16 protein-coding genes and 2 pseudogenes are annotated in these 16,323 nt (G+C 35.2%); 7 read left to right on the top strand and 11 right to left on the bottom strand.

The genetic code is table 11. The annotated features are described in order from the left end of the window. From V7112_RS23905 to V7112_RS23900, 6 genes and pseudogenes are all read right to left on the bottom strand, one after another. Positions 1–142, bottom strand: a pseudogene (locus tag V7112_RS23905) (ABC transporter substrate-binding protein); the annotation flags it as partial. A 219-nt stretch (positions 143–361) separates the two neighbouring features. Next, positions 362–1,639: a dihydrolipoamide acetyltransferase family protein gene (locus V7112_RS22190; protein WP_335423857.1), complete on the bottom strand. Its 1,278-nt coding sequence runs from the start codon at positions 1,637–1,639 to the stop codon at positions 362–364. Positions 1,640–1,657: 18 nt separating this feature from the next. Further along, on the bottom strand, positions 1,658–2,638 hold the full coding sequence (locus tag V7112_RS22185) for an alpha-ketoacid dehydrogenase subunit beta (protein ID WP_335423856.1): 981 nt from the start codon (positions 2,636–2,638) through the stop codon (positions 1,658–1,660). A 12-nt stretch (positions 2,639–2,650) separates the two neighbouring features. Beyond that, a complete protein-coding gene (gene pdhA / locus V7112_RS22180; protein ID WP_335423854.1) occupies positions 2,651–3,718 on the bottom strand; it encodes a pyruvate dehydrogenase (acetyl-transferring) E1 component subunit alpha in 1,068 nt (355 codons plus the stop codon). Between the two features lie 31 nt (positions 3,719–3,749). Continuing rightward, entirely contained in the window at positions 3,750–3,920 is a 171-nt protein-coding gene (locus V7112_RS22175) for a hypothetical protein (RefSeq protein ID WP_335423852.1), read from the bottom strand. Next, positions 3,884–4,051, bottom strand: a complete 168-nt coding sequence (locus V7112_RS23900) for an IclR family transcriptional regulator domain-containing protein (protein ID WP_438823938.1) — start codon at positions 4,049–4,051, stop codon at positions 3,884–3,886. The genes V7112_RS22175 and V7112_RS23900 overlap by 37 nt, the downstream gene beginning before the upstream one ends. 1,707 nt (positions 4,052–5,758) lie before the next feature. On the opposite strand from V7112_RS23900, the gene V7112_RS22170 reads away from it, so the two are divergent. The 3 genes and pseudogenes from V7112_RS22170 (at position 5,759) to V7112_RS22160 (ending at position 7,353) form a co-directional block, all read left to right on the top strand. Next, complete coding sequence (locus V7112_RS22170; protein WP_335423850.1) at positions 5,759–5,932, top strand: asparagine synthase; 174 nt, start codon at positions 5,759–5,761, stop codon at positions 5,930–5,932. A 252-nt stretch (positions 5,933–6,184) separates the two neighbouring features. Next, a pseudogene (locus V7112_RS22165) lies at positions 6,185–7,006 on the top strand (NAD(P)/FAD-dependent oxidoreductase). Continuing rightward, positions 7,003–7,353: an FAD-dependent oxidoreductase gene (locus V7112_RS22160; protein WP_335423848.1), complete on the top strand. Its 351-nt coding sequence runs from the start codon at positions 7,003–7,005 to the stop codon at positions 7,351–7,353. The pseudogene V7112_RS22165 and the gene V7112_RS22160 overlap by 4 nt, the downstream one beginning before the upstream one ends. A 345-nt stretch (positions 7,354–7,698) precedes the next feature. On the opposite strand, the gene V7112_RS22155 is transcribed toward V7112_RS22160, so the two are convergent. Next, positions 7,699–8,601, bottom strand: coding sequence for a MerR family transcriptional regulator (locus V7112_RS22155; protein WP_335423846.1), 903 nt, complete (start codon positions 8,599–8,601; stop codon positions 7,699–7,701). Between the two features lie 259 nt (positions 8,602–8,860). Between V7112_RS22155 and V7112_RS22150 the strand changes: the two genes are divergently transcribed. The 4 genes from V7112_RS22150 (at position 8,861) to V7112_RS22135 (ending at position 12,626) form a co-directional block, all read left to right on the top strand. Continuing rightward, on the top strand, positions 8,861–9,928 hold the full coding sequence (locus V7112_RS22150; RefSeq protein WP_335423844.1) for an ABC transporter permease: 1,068 nt from the start codon (positions 8,861–8,863) through the stop codon (positions 9,926–9,928). A gap of 2 nt (positions 9,929–9,930) precedes the next feature. Then, positions 9,931–10,671, top strand: a complete 741-nt coding sequence (locus V7112_RS22145; protein ID WP_335423841.1) for an ABC transporter ATP-binding protein — start codon at positions 9,931–9,933, stop codon at positions 10,669–10,671. A 155-nt stretch (positions 10,672–10,826) separates the two neighbouring features. After that, positions 10,827–11,285 (top strand): staygreen family protein, encoded by a 459-nt coding sequence (locus tag V7112_RS22140; protein WP_335423839.1) that lies wholly within the window; start codon positions 10,827–10,829, stop codon positions 11,283–11,285. A 114-nt stretch (positions 11,286–11,399) separates the two neighbouring features. After that, positions 11,400–12,626: an NAD(P)/FAD-dependent oxidoreductase gene (locus tag V7112_RS22135; protein WP_335423836.1), complete on the top strand. Its 1,227-nt coding sequence runs from the start codon at positions 11,400–11,402 to the stop codon at positions 12,624–12,626. Between the two features lie 451 nt (positions 12,627–13,077). Here V7112_RS22135 and V7112_RS22130 read toward each other — a convergent pair whose 3' ends face one another. The 4 genes from V7112_RS22130 to V7112_RS22115 all read right to left on the bottom strand — a co-directional run. Further along, complete coding sequence (locus tag V7112_RS22130) at positions 13,078–13,857, bottom strand: SDR family NAD(P)-dependent oxidoreductase (protein WP_335423834.1); 780 nt, start codon at positions 13,855–13,857, stop codon at positions 13,078–13,080. Positions 13,858–14,327: 470 nt separating this feature from the next. After that, the gene (locus tag V7112_RS22125) at positions 14,328–15,035 is read right to left on the bottom strand and encodes an HAD family hydrolase (RefSeq protein ID WP_335423832.1); all 708 of its coding nucleotides are present in this window, start codon (positions 15,033–15,035) and stop codon (positions 14,328–14,330) included. Between the two features lie 287 nt (positions 15,036–15,322). Next, on the bottom strand, positions 15,323–15,526 hold the full coding sequence (locus V7112_RS22120) for a hypothetical protein (RefSeq protein WP_335423830.1): 204 nt from the start codon (positions 15,524–15,526) through the stop codon (positions 15,323–15,325). A 32-nt stretch (positions 15,527–15,558) separates the two neighbouring features. Continuing rightward, a partial coding sequence (locus V7112_RS22115; RefSeq protein WP_335423828.1) for a PGN_0703 family putative restriction endonuclease occupies positions 15,559–16,323 on the bottom strand: 765 nt, incomplete at its 5' end.

Genomic DNA, 16,323 nt, shown 5'->3' with positions numbered 1-16,323 from the left:
CATTTTCATTTACCATTTTTTTCATTCCCAGAACCGCGGATGTTTCATCACTTTCAGAATCATACTTGATGATTTCTACCTTTTTTCCATTTATGCCGCCTTCTTCATTAATTTTCTCTTCTAAATATTTAGCTGTATCCATTTCTGGCTTACCTTGAGAAGAAGCGAGTCCAGTGGCAGCAGAGATAAAACCGATTTTANNTTGTGATTTTCCAGCAGTGCTATCCTTTTCGGCGACATCTGTTGGCTTAGCAGAACTATTACAAGCCGTCAGTAAAAGCAAGAATACAAGAATCATCAAAGTTAAAGACTTCTTTATCATTTAATTTTCCTCCTATCACTCTTTTAATTTAGTTATTTACTAGACCATTTCCATGAATAGTAAATTTGGATTTTCCAAATAACTTATGAAATGCTTTAAAAAGTAAGAAGCCATTGCTCCATCAATTAAACGATGATCAAAACTTAAGCTAATCCCCATGATGTCACGAATTTCGATTTCTTCCTTTTCCGTTATTATTGGTTTCTTCTGAATACGATGTACGCCAAGAATTGCAACTTCTGGATAATTAAGGATTGGAGTTCCGAATAGTCCAACACCAGTTGAGCCAATGTTCGTAATCGTAAAGGTTCCTCCCTTTAATTGATCCATAGATAAAGTATTATTTCTCGCTTTCTCGGCCAAGTTAGTAATTTCATTTGCTAAGGTTAACATGCTTTTTTGGTCAGCATGTTTAATGACAGGAACAATAAGTCCGTTTGGTGTATCTGCTGCAATTCCAATATTAAAATACTTTTTTAAAATAATTTCCTCTTTTTCATCATCTATAGAAGCATTCAAATAAGGGAAATCCTTAAGAGCTGAAATAATAGCTTTTATGATGAAAGGCAAATATGTTAAATGGACCCCTTTTTCTTTAGCTTTCAATGATAATTCCTTTCGGAGAGTAACAAGCTTACTGACATCAACCTCTTCTAAAATTGTAGACTGGGCCGCAATTTGTGTGGATTGTGTCATTTTTTTTGATATACTTCGGCGTAAACCTCTCAGTGGTACTCTTTCTACTAAGTTATTTGCTGAGTGGATTATTTTTTGCTCATGTACACTTTCACTTACCTGTTTTACTTCTTTTTCCATCGTAGGATTCTTTGCATGATCTTGTTCTTCCTTATACCGATGAACATCTTCTGCTAGGACTCTTCCATTTTTACCAGACGGAACAACAAGTGATAAGTCGACCTTTAATTCGCGGGCAATTCTTCTAACTGTTGGAGTAGCGATTACTCTTTTTTTTCCCAATTTCAGAGGAAGATTTTCATCACTATTATAAGTACGTCTTGTTTCATTTTCTGGATTTATAGTAATAGATTCATTGTTGGTATCAATTAAAGACTGTTTATCATGAATATCAAAACTAATAATTACAGATTCTACTTCAGCAACTTCACCTTCTTCGTAGAAAATTTCCCTTACTTTTCCACTTACAGGTGATGTAATTTCTATCAAGGCTTTATCTGTTTGAACCTCGGCAATTGGTTCATCCTCCTGAATTGTTTTTCCCTTCGTAACAAACCATTTCACAATTTCTCCCTCTGCAATTCCTTCCCCCACATCAGGTAATTTAAATTCAAAAATCATTTTATCACCTCCAAAAATTTAATAATTTAATACTTTATCAACAGCATTCAAAAGTCTCTCCTCATTCGGCATCCATTCATGTTCCACCTGTGGAAAAGGATATGGAGTATCGAAACCAGTGACTCTTTCAACTGGACTTTCCAAATACATGAATGCTTCTTCCATTATTCTGGATGCAACTTCGGCCCCAAAGCCACTTGTTTTAACAGCTTCATGCATGACAATTACTCTTCCAGTTTTCCTCACTGAGTTAATAACCGTTTCTGTGTCAAATGGTACTAAAGTTCTTAAATCAATAACCTCAACTGATAAACCTTTCTCATTCTCTAATTTTTCAGCTGACTTTTTTGCTATATGTACTGGTGCTCCCCAGCTGATGATTGTTACATCTTCTCCCTCTCGTACAACCTTTGCTTTTCCTAGTGGTACTGTGTATGGCTCGTCTGGAACTTCTTCTTTGATTGAACGGTAAATTTTCATAGGTTCAAAAAAGACCACTGGATCTGGATCGTTAATCGCTGATAAAAGCAAACCTTTTGCATCATAAGGGCAACTTGGAATAACAACTTTTAAACCTGGTGTGTGTGTAAAGAAAGATTCATAGCTATCACAATGAAGTTCCAAAGCATGAACTCCTCCGCCAAAGGGTCCCCTTATGACCATTGGGGTTGTGAACCTTCCTCCAGTACGGAAACGGACCCTCGCTGCCTGTGAACACAGCTGATCCATTGCAGAATATATGAAACCCATAAACTGTAACTCTACAATTGGTTTCATTCCGTTTGCTGCAAGTCCAATTGCTGAACCAACCATACCTGATTCTGCTAACGGTGTATCTACAACCCGATGCTCACCATACTTTTCCTGCAGTTTTTCTGTTGCTCTAAATACTCCACCATTTGTTCCCACATCAAGACCTAATACAATCACATTTGGATCCTGTTCTAAAGCATGATCCATTGCTTCGTTAACAGCCTGAACAATTGTCTTAAGCGCCATTACAATCCCCCCTTATTTATGAATAAGTTGCCTTTTATTTATTTCCTCTTTTTGTATAATTAAATCAGGTGTTGGTGTTTCATAGACATGATCGAATATATCGGATAGTTTGGTTTTAGCTATGCTTTCAGCTTCTTTTACAGCCTCACTAATCTCGTTCTTCATTCTTTCCGCTGTTTCAACATCCTCTTCCTCAGTCCAAAATCCTTGTTTTAGTAAAAAGTTCTTAAATAAATAGACCGGATCTCTCTTTGTTCGCCATTCTTTTGCAGTAGTATCTTCACGGTATCTAGTTGGATCATCAGATGTTGTATGTGGTCCAACTCGATATGTAACTGCTTCGATTAAAGTTGGGCCCTCACCATTACGAGCACGATTTATCGCTTCCTTTGTGACTTCGTAAACAGCTAATACATCGTTTCCATCGACTCTAACCCCAGGCATTCCATATGCGATTGCTTTTTGAGAAATCGTCTCCGTAGCCATCTGTTTCTCAATGGGAACACTAATCGCCCATTTGTTATTCTGACATAGGAATACAACTGGCACTTTTAATACAGCCGCCATATTAAGTCCTTCATGAAAATCCCCTTTTGAGGTAGCTCCGTCCCCAAAAGTTGTTAACGCTACCCGATCTTCTCGCTTTAGTTTACTTGCCCATGCGGCTCCAACTGCTTGAGGGATTTGAGGGGGAATCATAATTGCTAATGGAAAAATATTTACATCATCAGCAACATTACTTCCGTCTTTATGCCCCATTGCATAAAGTAAGGCTGTCTTCATATCTTTTCCAAAAGTAAAACAAGCTGCTAAGTCTCTTCCGTAAGGAAATAGCCAATCTCCTTTTTCAAGTGCAAAGGCACTTCCTACCTGTGCGGCCTCCTGTCCACTATAAGGTGGATAGGTTCCAATTCTACCTTGCCTTTGTAAGCGAAATGCCCTTTCATCATATAATCTAGCAGCTAGCATTTTCTTGTATAATTTACGTAGTTCATCTTCAGACAAATTTAATTGTTGTTTACCAATTAAGTCACCATTATCGCCTATTCTACTAACTAATTTTAATGACAGATTTTCCATATCTAATCCTCCTTATTATGTATATTAATATCTAATTATTAACCCTGAACTTTTTTGCTAGTTTTTTTGAAACTAATGATGCATATTCCAACAATAATTCAATAACCTGATCTTGTTTAATGCTCATTCTGCTACTTGAACCAGATATGCAAATGGAGGCTTCTGTTAGTCCATTCGCATTTGTAATCGAACCGTAATACATTTTAATCCTTCAATCCTTTCTTTATTATCAAAGGAATAACCCTTTTCTCTAATAATTCTTAAGTTATTTTTAAAGTCATTTTTATGAGTTATTGTTCCATGCGTAAAAGATCCGATTGTAATCGCTTCCAAACATTCGTCTAAAAAATATTAACTTTGAAAGCTTAGAAGTAGTTTTCCAGAAGCAGTATTATAAAGAGGCACAACCCATCCTATTTAAGAACCCATACAAATTGTATCTCTTGATTCGAGCTTATTAATATCTCAATAAAAACCGCATATTTTTTCATTCATAACAACTAGATGAATGGTTTCATTGATTTTCGTCCAAAACTTCTAATACCAGCTTTTCGCATAAATATGTATTCATTTATCCTCATATGAACTATTTCAAAAGAACCTCAGTTCGATTCATCTTATAATACGTTTATTATTCTTTCGTTTATTTTTAATGATATAAAATACCCTTAATTATCAGATGATTTATTTTATTTGTACATATTTCAAACATGGTAATACAGTTTTATTAATTTGATTTAAATACAAATTAAAACTTATTGCCTTTAAACCGAAGTTACATTTCTTGAATGCCTAGAGTTCCTCAAGCTGGTTACTAGGATTAGATAATTAAAAATGCTTGACTCTTTCAAGAAATTCATCTCATTTTTTTACTTTTCTTATCCTGTATTGCTCTTTTGCACATTTTTTAGTGAAACTCTAATATCTTTGAATTCTTACATTTATCTCATTTAAAAATCATCTGACACCAGCTTTTGCATAAAAATGTGTTCATTCTATCCTCATATGACCTTTTTCAAACGACCTCAGTTTGATTTAATTCTCCTAACTTTTAATATGTTTTTTTTACTTTCGTAATTATTTAATAATATATAATACTTTGAATTATCCGTCAATACGGTTCGTTAATTTTTTTAAAACGTATTTCAAACAAGGTTATACTGTTTTACTAATATGATTTAAAATGAAATTTTAAATTTGGTAAGTTATCTAATAATTTAGATATCCGATTATACTAATTTTTAAGAAGATTCAATTTGAACCTATAATTTCATTAGATATCTGTTCATTGTTCATATCTTCTTTTCTAAGTAAGGAATTTCATTTTTTCTTCACGACTTTTTAGTAAGTGCGTAGAGAAAATTGATGTATCAATAAATGCTTGACTTCCAAATACATGATCTCCATTCTAGTAGCTGTAAATTAATTACTTCCTGTGATTTTTTGACTTGTTTTCTTAACTCAGGGGTAGAAATAACCTAAACTCATCATGGTAAGGAGTGCCATACCTCGCTCATCTAGTATTGTGGTTTATGGAGGCACGATATCCATGTGGAGTTACATGTTTATCCTAGCCAACTAACTCAGTTCTTTATTAATCTTGTCCGTTACACGATTTAGTTGTTTATTTTGTAGGGCCATTCCCTTTAATCCTTGTAACAATTGATCTTCTAGTTGAAGCTGATTAAGATCAATATGTTGTTTTAATGTTTCAAACAACAGTGGTCCGCACCAACTGAGACACAGTTGTGCACCACACACTTTATAAATAATGGGGCACCCTATGAAGTGATACAGATTTTGATTGGATATAAGAATAATGAAACTACTTGAATATTTACCGGGACAAGCAGTCGTCTTAGAAAGGAGTTTATCAAAAATATTTCTAACTAACTTAGTGAGCAATTAATTCTAGCAACTTGTTGCTCCATTAAACGAACGTTCATTCTCTTAAATTAAAAAACATAATAATAGAAATTACGGGTAAAACTATGACTGGTGTTAATGCACCAACTAACTTCGATGCGGAGGGATTAAATTTTGAATATTCGTGAAGGCATAATCCCAACAGTATTGGGTACCGCAGTTACTGCTGCTGGCTACGCATTAAAACAAAAACGCGGTTCCAATAAAATGGTTGCAAACACAGTATTCGGTTTTGGTTTAGCCCACATAGTACTAGGAGCAATCGACCTTGTTGAACATCGTCGTTAGTAACTAGGGGAGCATTTATATATGCTCTCCTTTTAAAAATTTGTTAGTAATACAAATCCAGTAGATTTATCTAAGTCATGCATAGATAAAATCCACGAAATGTTCCTTACCAAATCCTATTTATTTTTATAATCTTTGCTTGTCCATGTCATGTGAGAGAAGTTTCACGTACCTAATATTAACTTTGTCATCGTTTTCCACTAAATATTCCCCTTTATATAAACATATCCGTTTACATGACGCACCTTTTGCATGTACAAAATATGGTTGGATATATTAACATTATATTTTTGTAAAACTGGGAGGATAAAAATGAATTTACAGTCTGGTACCTATTATTGGCCCATTACTTTTCCTGATGCTCCATCATACCCAGCATTAGAAAAAGACCTATCTTGCGATGTGTTAATCATTGGTGGTGGAAGCTTCGGGGCACAGTGTGCTTATTATCTTGCTGATTCTAATCTAGATGTGGTTGTCATTGAAAAAGGGAAAATAGGAAGTGGTAGTACAAGCACTAATACTGCCCTCATTCAATACTCCGGTGAAAAAATGTTTACAGATATGATCAACACCTTTGGAGAGGATTACATAGAAAGACATTAAGTATAACTAAGGGAAGCTATTAATGAAATCGAGGAAAGCTCGAAGAATGTGGCAATTGAGTGTGAATTTAACAGAAGAGATACCCTATATTCCGCTAGTTGTGCAGAAGATGTTGAAAAACTAAAAAATGAGTATGAATTTTTAAAAAAACATAACTGTGATCTAACATTTTTAACAAAGGAAGAGATTGAGGCAAAATATCCTTTTAGCAGGGAAGCTGCTATTTATTCATATCATGTTGCAGAAATATATCCTTACAGATTCACCCATGCCCTATTCGATTACGCCTCAAAAAAAGGGATCCGTGTATTTGAGGATACAGAAATGAACGGACACTCTTACGATGAAGAACGAGGAAAGATGATAATTTCCACGAAGAACAAACGTTTCATTCAAGCACGGTATGTTATTTTTGCTGCAGGATATGAGGGTATGGAAATCAAAAAGGAAAAAAAGCCTCCTTTGTGAGTACATATACGGTTACAACCAGTCCCGTCGAAGACCTTTCTGCATGGTATAACAGGACACTTATTTGGGAAACTGCGCGTCCCTATTTATTTATGCGTACTACGAGGGATAACCGGATCATCATAGGAGGACTTGATGACAATGCTACATATCCTGAAGACCGTGATAGCAAACTCATTCACAAAAAGAATAAACTAATAGAAGAATTTAATAACATGTTTCCTAATATTAGAGTGCCGCCAGAATATTATTTAGCTGCATTTTATGGAGGCACAGTTGACGGCATGCCGATTATAGGTAAATACAAGGAATATCCTAATAGCTATGAGTTTCCCTTTTTTAAATGAATTTTCAAGAAGCTTGAGTCTATTTACATCCTTTTGATTTCCAGCTTGATGTGCTTGTCTAATGTATAGTTGAAGCTATCTACTTCACTATTAACATAGTTAGAAAATTGACCTATCCCGATACTGCAGCATATTTTTCAGGAGCTTGATTTCTGGCTTTCATCCCTATGTATGTAACGTAAGAATGACCATTTATTAAAACTTCTTCTTTGAGAATTTATTTTTTACATAGTCTACTAGAACCAATAAATCCTCAAATTCACAACTCCCTTTTAGCCGAACTTAGCTAGCAATCTAAAACCAACTGCTTTATAAAATAAAGCCGCATTGCGCGGCTTCTATGTTCTATTTTAAAATGTCTGCAATGGAATTCGTCACAATGATGGCCTGTGGTTTATAATTCGCAAGATAGGTGACTGCCCCTTGACCACCAAGGTAGAAGACTATATCCTTTTGCTTTTCAGCAAATTGCTCCAATCTTTCTAAAAGATGAGGATCTGTTTCAAAAGGTATGGCGGTTGTAGCGGACAGCAAAACCACATTCGGCTTTAATTTGCTTACCAATGATTCTATTGCTCCTGGTGCTGGAGATGCCCCGATCAATTGGGTTTTCCACCCTTTCATCATGAACTGCAATAAGGTCAGGTGCAGCGGTACTTCATGATGTTCATAAGGCAGACATGCTCCGAGAACGAATGGTGCATCTTCCCGATATTGATAATTTCGTCTAATTTGAACTAAGAAGTCTCTTACAACAAGACTTGATACAGATTCCTGATATTCATCCCACTCATGGTTCTCCCACTTTTTCCCTACCTCTTTTAAAAAAGGAACCACGATATTTGTTAAAAAGCGCTCTAACCCTAAATGATGGTATGCTTGTTTTAAAATATACGTTAATTCTATTTCGTCACAGTGCCTACCTTTTTCTAGAAGCTTGAGGACATACTCATTCCACTGCTCGTAATTAGGTAATTTTTCCTCTTGTATTGGTACTTCGGGCTCTTCAGCAAACTCTTTTACAAGAAGAACCGCTTGTTTTAGCGAGTGACCTTGTTCCGAAAGTGATTTGATTCTTAAAAGCATTTTTACATCCTGTTGACTATATATTCTATAACCATTATCTAAACGCTTCGGTTGAATAATCCCATAACGTTCTTCCCATTTCCTAATCACTTGTTTCGATAATCCGGTCATATCTGCAACTTGTTGAATGGTAAATAACCCTTTTTCATCTGATTGAATCATTCCGTTCATCCCCTTACTACCTTGTCCAGATCCTGTAGATATATTAAGTATAACCAATGCTTTTAGCTTGTACAATGTTGTCCAGATAACGTTGTACAAAGATTCAAGTTGAAGGATCTCCTTCTTAATGATCAAACACCACCGCGAATGTATAATGTTTATAAAATATAATTATACAAACATTTGACAAAGTGAGTTGTCTTAGTTAATAATGAAATAAATTATAAATCTTATATGTTATTAGAAAGGGAGTGAAATGGTGTTCTTAGCATGGCAGGAAATTAAAAAAAATAAACTTCGCTTCACCTTAATTACAGGAATTTTAATGCTTGTTTCTTATCTTGTATTTTTTCTCTCTGGACTTGCAACTGGTCTCGCTAGTCTGAATAGGGAAGCCGTTGATAAATGGAATGCAACGGCTATTATCCTAACCGAGGAATCAGATAAAAGCTTATACCAATCATTCATGTCCACCGATCAACTTAAAGACATTAAAGCGAAAAAAACGGCTGTAATTGGTCAGCTAAACGCGATTGCCAATAACGGGGAAAACAAGCAAAATGTATCTCTCTTTGGTATTAAAAAAGAAGAATTTCTGATGCCGGATGTGACGGAAGGAAAGCCTTTTGTAAGGACCAATGAGGTTATTGCCGACGATTTTCTTAAAGAAATGGGATTCAATTTAGGTGATCAATTATCCCTATCCTCCAGTGACCAACTGTTAACCATCGTTGGATTTACAGATCAAGCTCGATTTAATGCTGCACCTGTTCTATATTCCAATCTTGAAACCTTCCACCAAATTAAATTTGGTGAAGGAGCTGAACAGAAAGTAGACCAAATTAACGGGATTGTTGTTCAGGATGAGTCTATTACAAATCTCACCCAAAATACTGACTTGGAGACCATTGAAATTCAATCATTCATTGAAAATTTACCTGGTTATACGGAACAGAAACTTACCTTAAATTTCATGATTTACTTTCTATTCGGTATTTCATCCATCATCGTAGCCATTTTCTTGTATGTTTTAACCGTACAGAAGATCAGTATGTTCGGGGTTATGATAGCTCAGGGTATTTCCAGTTCTTATTTATCGTGGTCTGTTGTAGCACAAACCTTTATTTTAGCGTTTATCGGGACAATGCTGGGATTTGTCTTAACACTCCTTTCAGGAGCCTTTTTACCAGCTGCTGTTCCTGTTTCATTTGATCTGGCCATAATGATATTTTATGGGCTAATCCTAATAATTGTTGCAACTGCCGGTGCCGTTTTCTCAGTCTTGACGATTGTTCGAATTGATCCACTGAAAGCGATAGGAGGCTAATCATGGCGGTATTAGAGTTACATCAAGTAAAGAAAAGTTTTGGTAGTGGTCATAAGATGGTAGAAGCCTTAAAGGAAACAGATTTTCATGCTAACCGTGGTGAATTGATTGCCATCATTGGGCCATCAGGATCTGGAAAAAGTACCTTTCTTACTATTGTTGGAGGGTTATTATCACCTACTTCAGGTGATGTCATCATCAATGGGCAAAACCTTACCGCTTTAAACGAAAAAGAACGCTCACAAATACGACTTAAGGAAATCGGATTTGTTTTACAAGCGTCCAACTTAGTTCCCTTTCTCACTGTAGCCAATCAATTGAAACTGTTGGACAAAGTGAAAAAAGGAAATATGACAAAACAGGAACGAAATCAACTATACGAAGACTTAGGTATAGCTGACTTACTCATGAAATATCCCTCCGATTTATCCGGTGGGGAACGCCAGCGTGTAGCTATCGCGAAGGCGTTGTATAGCAATCCTTCAATTATTTTGGCTGATGAGCCGACAGCCTCCCTTGACTCAGACCGAGCCTATGAAGTTATGGGTCTATTAAAAGAGGTAACGAAGCAGAAAAATACAACGACCATTGTGGTAACCCACGATATTCGGCTCGTAAGTTATTGTGACAAAGTTTATAAAATGACGGATGGTGTCCTTTCAACTGCAATCGAGAAACATGTGAAAAGGCCGCAAGTTTTATTCGAAGAGAGAATGGATCATGTCCTTCAATCAGAGGGGTGATAATAAGGAAATTTTCCTTTCATAACCATCTTTGTTTCGGAACTAAAAAGTAGCTCTACCCTATGCGTAGAGCTATTTTTGTTTATAATGACAAAAAACTTAAATCTTTTTAGGATTAAGACATATATCTATTAAAAAAGATGGGAGTTGATTACGTGAGCACTTTTTATCCTGAAAAATTATCTGTTGAATATATGGATGGTGTTACCTCTACGCATCCTGTTATACCAAGACGTTACACACTAACACACTCTGATTTAACAGGAGACCTATTTTTAACCATTGGATTTGATTATGCCTGGAATAAAATCAATTCAATGAGAGATGAGGTCTTAGGCGAATGGAGGCTAAGTGGAAGTTCCTTTTATTATTGTGTTTATTTATATATAGATCAAGGACAATTTAACCAGAATGTAGCAGCAAAACGAAATGAAATATTTAGACGTGAATTACCACTTGCATTAACAGCAATTCGCTATGGTGATCGATTATTTTTCAACACATTCCCACATTTAGACTGGGTTCCCATCATTATTACCTTTATCTCCACGTATCCACAGTTTGCAAGACAGGAAAATTGGGGTACCTTCCAGAACTTTAACAGCTATATTTAATCCAAAACGGTCCATTCCCGTACGGCTGACCCTTAAGTCCGAGTGTCATTTTGGCATGTAAAAAATATGCTTGGGTATATTAACTTTATACTTTTTATACCTGGGGTGATATCAATGAATTTACAATCTGGAACATATTATTGGCCTGTTACTTTTCATGATGCTCCCTCATACCCAGCATTGGGAGAAGACCTATCTTGTGATGTATTAATTATTGGAGGTGGAAGTTCCGGGGCACAGTGTGCATATTATCTTGCTGATACTAATTTAGATGTGGTTGTAATTGAAAAATCAAAAGTTGGCAGCGGTAGCACTAGTACGAATACAGCTCTCATTCAATACTCCGGTGAAAAAATGTTTACAGATCTGATCAATACCTTTGGAGAAAATTACATAAAGAGGCATTTACACCTACTAAAAGAGGCCATTAATGACATTGAAGCATCCTCAAAAATTTTCTCAATTGATTGTGAATTCAACAGAAGAGATACTCTTTATTCTGCTAGCTGTGCAGAAGACGTGGAAAGCCTAAAAAAAGAATATGAATTTTTAAAGCAGAATAATTGTGAACTTTCTTTTCTAACAATGGAAGATATTGAAGCAAGATATCCTTTTAGCAGAGATGCCGCTATTTATTCGTACAATGATGCAGAAATCAACCCTTTCCGATTCACCCATGCTTTGTTGGATTACTCCACCAAAAAAGGAATCCGTGTATATGAACATACAGAAATGAACGGTCACCATTATGATAAGGAAGTTAGAAAGATGATTGTTTCTACAAAGAATGAGTGTTCTATCCAAGCACGCTATGTTATTTTTGCAGCAGGTTATGAAGGAATAGAAATTAAAAAGGAGAAAAAAGCTTCCTTTGTAAGTACATATACGATAACCACCAATCCAGTTGAAGATCTCTCTGAATGGTATAATCGGACACTTATCTGGGAAACGGCCCGCCCCTATTTATATCTGCGTACAACTAGAGATAACAGAATTATCATAGGTGGACTTGACGATACTACCACATATCCTGAAGACCGCGACAGTAAACTGATTCACAAAAAAAATAAACTAATTGAAGAGTTTAATAAAATGTTTCCTAATATTAGAGTACAGCCCGAATATTACTTGACTGCATTTTATGGGGGCATTTTAGATGGCATTCCGATTATTGGTAAATATGAAGAATATCCTAATAGCTATTTTCTATTTGCCTTTGGTGATAACGGGACGGTTTATAGCCAATTGCTTTCAAAGTTGATTGTAGAGGAGATTGTTGAAGGAAACAGTCCAGATATAGCATTATACTTACAGGAGCGCCCCTTGCTAAAAAAGGGATGAAAAATGGGGTCACATACCCCTTTTTTCATTTACATGTCCCGTTTCATAAAAACTTTTATTTGTACCTCCTCTTCTTTATCGAAAATTTTACTTGCTATCCTTTTTTATAATCCAATGATTTTTATATCTAATCAATAAGTACAAAAACTTTGTACGTGCAATCCCTCACTTTCTCCAGCATGAACCAATTCCACGACTTCCTTGATTTATATAGAGAAATAAAAAAACATGCTGAATGCTGCATGCTTTATATTTCTTAAAAATAATAATTTGTCTATTACAATATACTCTATCTGACGGCGGGTTTGAAACTAATTCAAATACAGATTTTGATAAAAGTTTCTATCTTTTCATTACTCTCATTTATTAACATGCGAGTAATAAAAAGAAACGGTTTCGTTCATTATTTACTTCACTTATAGACCACCCTAGGTTCTAGGTCCGAAAAACTTTATTTTGTTACGATGGAAACTCCACCATCAACAATGATATTTTGACCTGTTACAAAGGAAGATTCTTTAGAAAATAACCAGGTTACCACATCTGCCGCTTCGGAAGAGGTCCCCATTCTTCCTAGGGCATTTAGGCTGTTGTATTTTTCTTCTAACCATTCTGATTGCTCTTCAGTCAAGTTTTCAAATTTTCGTTCCATCATCGGAGTCCTGATTGCACCTGGTGTAATGGCATTAACTCGAATACCTTTATTTCCATATTCTTGGGAGACTCCGCGGGTTAATGCCAGAATTCCACTTTTCCCAGCTGCATAGGCTGTTGTGTATGCCGAACAAATTAAGGCATCCAAAGATGATGTATTAACGATTGAACCACCACCAATTTCAATCATAGCTTGCAGCTCATACTTCATACATAACCAAACTCCTTTGATTGTAGACCCCATCATATGATCGAAGTCTTCTTCACTGAATTCATGTGTCAATGCAGGCGTACCTTCCGCATTTCCCGCATTATTAAATGCAAAGTCGATTTTTCCAAATGTGTCCACTGTTTCTTTTACCATCTGTTCTACTTCTATTCCTTTGCTTACATCAACTGATAGAAAAAGAACATGTGGACTAATATGTTTCAGTTTTTCTAGGGCTGAGTTTCCGCGTTCCCTATTACGACCTACTATGACAACTTTTCCCCCCTCATGAAGTAATCGTTCTGCTACGCTTAGTCCAATTCCAGAAGTTCCCCCGGTAATAAGCGCCACTTGATTTTCAAATTTCACACCATCCACCCCTTGTAGTTAGAATTATCTAAATTTTAACATAAAGGGAACTTGACAAGGAGCGTTATTTAATGGAGTGCACATTAAAATAAAGGCTCTGTGACGGACTTTTCAGGACTGTCATACTTTGGTTCAGTTTCATTTCAACATTCCATATTCGATACTATGAATCTTGAACGATTACAATAATCCCATCCATATTGTTACCAGAAATCTCAACAAAATGATCATGTAGGACGTTATTTGTCCTACATTTGGAAAGTAGATAATATGAGTTCTTGTATCTTCACCATCAATAGTAGTTGCGTTGTACTGCGCAGCAAAGAGCCTTTTAGATGACAGTTCTTGTAAAACAAATGCTTCCGTTTTGTTTAAAAACCCGCTTATTGCTATTCATTAAACCAATAAGAAGTTTTAATGGAACCTGAAAAGGAACCAGGATGACAATCGCTGATTCCTACCATAACGACCTAAGCCTTTTTCGCAAATAATTCGAATAACTCCTTGGCACTATGTACTTCTTCATCGGGCTTATAGGTAGCATTTGTCGGTAAATCTTTCTTACGATGATTCATCCAGATCGCTTGCCAGCCTGCTTGTTTTGCTCCGATAATATCTTTTTCAAAATTATCCCCGATATACACGGTTTTGGTTTGATCAAGGCCCAGTTTCTGTTCAATAAATTCAAATACTTCTCTTTTTGGTTTTGCATGACCAATCGTACCAGAAATAAACGTCATCTCAGCCGGAATCCAACGACTAAGGCCGAGTTGTTTAATTTTCATTGCTTGATGTTTTTCTTCACCATTTGTAAGAATCCCAAGCTGTTTTCCTTCTTTGTAAAGTACGTTCAGTAGTTCTTCGACTTCTGGAAACAAGGTAATGTTTTTTTGTTCGGTAACATATGTTTCATGAAAAATAGTCGCTTTTTCCGTATCTATAGGGATGTTAAAATCCTTACAGGCTGCCATTATTCGTCCAGTTTGCCATTCAAATTGGGATATTTCACCTGCTTCACTTTGATCAAATAAAATCTCGCTATATTTACGACTAGCTTTATACAATTGATCGATTTCTTTATCTGAAAATGGCTCTTGAAAAAGCTTCCTCACCGTACTATGAAAAGATTGTGCTTGATCATATAGTGTATCATCGACATCAAAAATTATCGTATCCATTCTCATAGCCCTCCTTATATTATGATGATATCACTTATTTATCAATTAGAGAAAACAGAGAGCCAACTAACTACCTCCCTTCATCTGATCAAACAAATAAGCAACAGCACCTACCCTAACGAGTAGGAAAGGTGCTGTTGCTAGATATTATAAAAAAACTCATTACTTATGGTACTGTTCCTAATATTAATACTAAACATCGGGATCTTAACTATTCCTGAATATATAATTGAATGAGATATGCGAATTTTAAGGAAAGACACCTTAATAAAAGTGTAATTTTTAGTTTAAGGAATGAATTTAGGATTCACAATTTTTTTAATATACTTGCTAAATACTAAATCCCATTTCAAAAATTTACTCACAAGTAATTGCATTTCCAATTTGTCATTTAAGAATTCAATATTTTCTGCTAACCACTTAGTAAAATTCCTTGGTTCACTTTTCCATATGTCTCGTACATTAATATGTTCTAATTTTTTTATTTCCATTATTCTCTCCTCGTTTATATAAAAATATTAATTTATAACTTTATTGAATAACGTTCACGTAATTTATGTGATAATTGCCGTAAGTCATTGTAGTTATCCCATAATTCCCATAAACTTCTATAGCTGTACCATTGAAAGTCAAACCCTATAGCGCTCAATTTCCTAGTGAACCTGACTAATTCATCTCTATGTGTGTTGAATAATGCAATTTCATTATGATTCTCTGGTTCCCAAAAAATATAAATCAATACAGGTCTCTTAGCATCTTTAATTTTCAACAATCCTATTGAATGCTTAATTAATTGAGCAATATCTAAATACATAGACTTATCTTGATATTGTCTTATCAAGTCAAACCAATGATTTTCTAAGAAAGGTAAGTTCTCTTTACAATAGGAATCTGAAAATTTCACTTTTTTCTTTACTGTAAATTCGAGGAATTTTGACTCAACACCTATTAAATAATCTTGGCTTTTTATTAATACATCAAGGTTTGGTGGTGTACCTTTTAAACCAGTGGGTAATTTCTCTTCAAATTTTAAACAACTGAAATTACTAAAAGAAAACAAATTTAAAGATTCAATATTTTTCTTAAAATAAGCAAAATGATTTACTACTAGCGCAGATGAGGAGTGTATAGCAAGAAATTTTGTATCTAATTCATTTCCACTTCCTTGTTCTAAATCACTTTGAAAATCAACAAGATTTATTCCTTGTATAAGGTTATCGGTAATGTTGTATAAATAACCTCTTGAATCAACTCTCCGAGAAATATTTACCTTTAAAATATCAATAAC

It is taken from the genome of Bacillus sp. JJ1566 (assembly GCF_036962685.1).
GTDB lineage: Bacteria > Bacillota > Bacilli > Bacillales > Bacillaceae_L > Ferdinandcohnia.
The sequence above is the reverse complement of the archived record's forward strand: the minus strand, read 5'-3'. Positions and strand labels throughout refer to the sequence as shown.

Coding starts and splice junctions, on each gene's coding strand:
- V7112_RS22190 (WP_335423857.1), bottom strand. CDS start 1,639: ATGATTTTTGAATTTAAATTACCTGATGTGGGGGAAGGAATTGCAGAG.
- V7112_RS22185 (WP_335423856.1), bottom strand. CDS start 2,638: ATGGCGCTTAAGACAATTGTTCAGGCTGTTAACGAAGCAATGGATCAT.
- pdhA (WP_335423854.1), bottom strand. CDS start 3,718: ATGGAAAATCTGTCATTAAAATTAGTTAGTAGAATAGGCGATAATGGT.
- V7112_RS22175 (WP_335423852.1), bottom strand. CDS start 3,920: ATGTATTACGGTTCGATTACAAATGCGAATGGACTAACAGAAGCCTCC.
- V7112_RS22155 (WP_335423846.1), bottom strand. CDS start 8,601: ATGATTCAATCAGATGAAAAAGGGTTATTTACCATTCAACAAGTTGCA.
- V7112_RS22145 (WP_335423841.1), top strand. CDS start 9,931: ATGGCGGTATTAGAGTTACATCAAGTAAAGAAAAGTTTTGGTAGTGGT.
- V7112_RS22135 (WP_335423836.1), top strand. CDS start 11,400: ATGAATTTACAATCTGGAACATATTATTGGCCTGTTACTTTTCATGAT.
- V7112_RS22125 (WP_335423832.1), bottom strand. CDS start 15,035: ATGGATACGATAATTTTTGATGTCGATGATACACTATATGATCAAGCA.
- V7112_RS22120 (WP_335423830.1), bottom strand. CDS start 15,526: ATGGAAATAAAAAAATTAGAACATATTAATGTACGAGACATATGGAAA.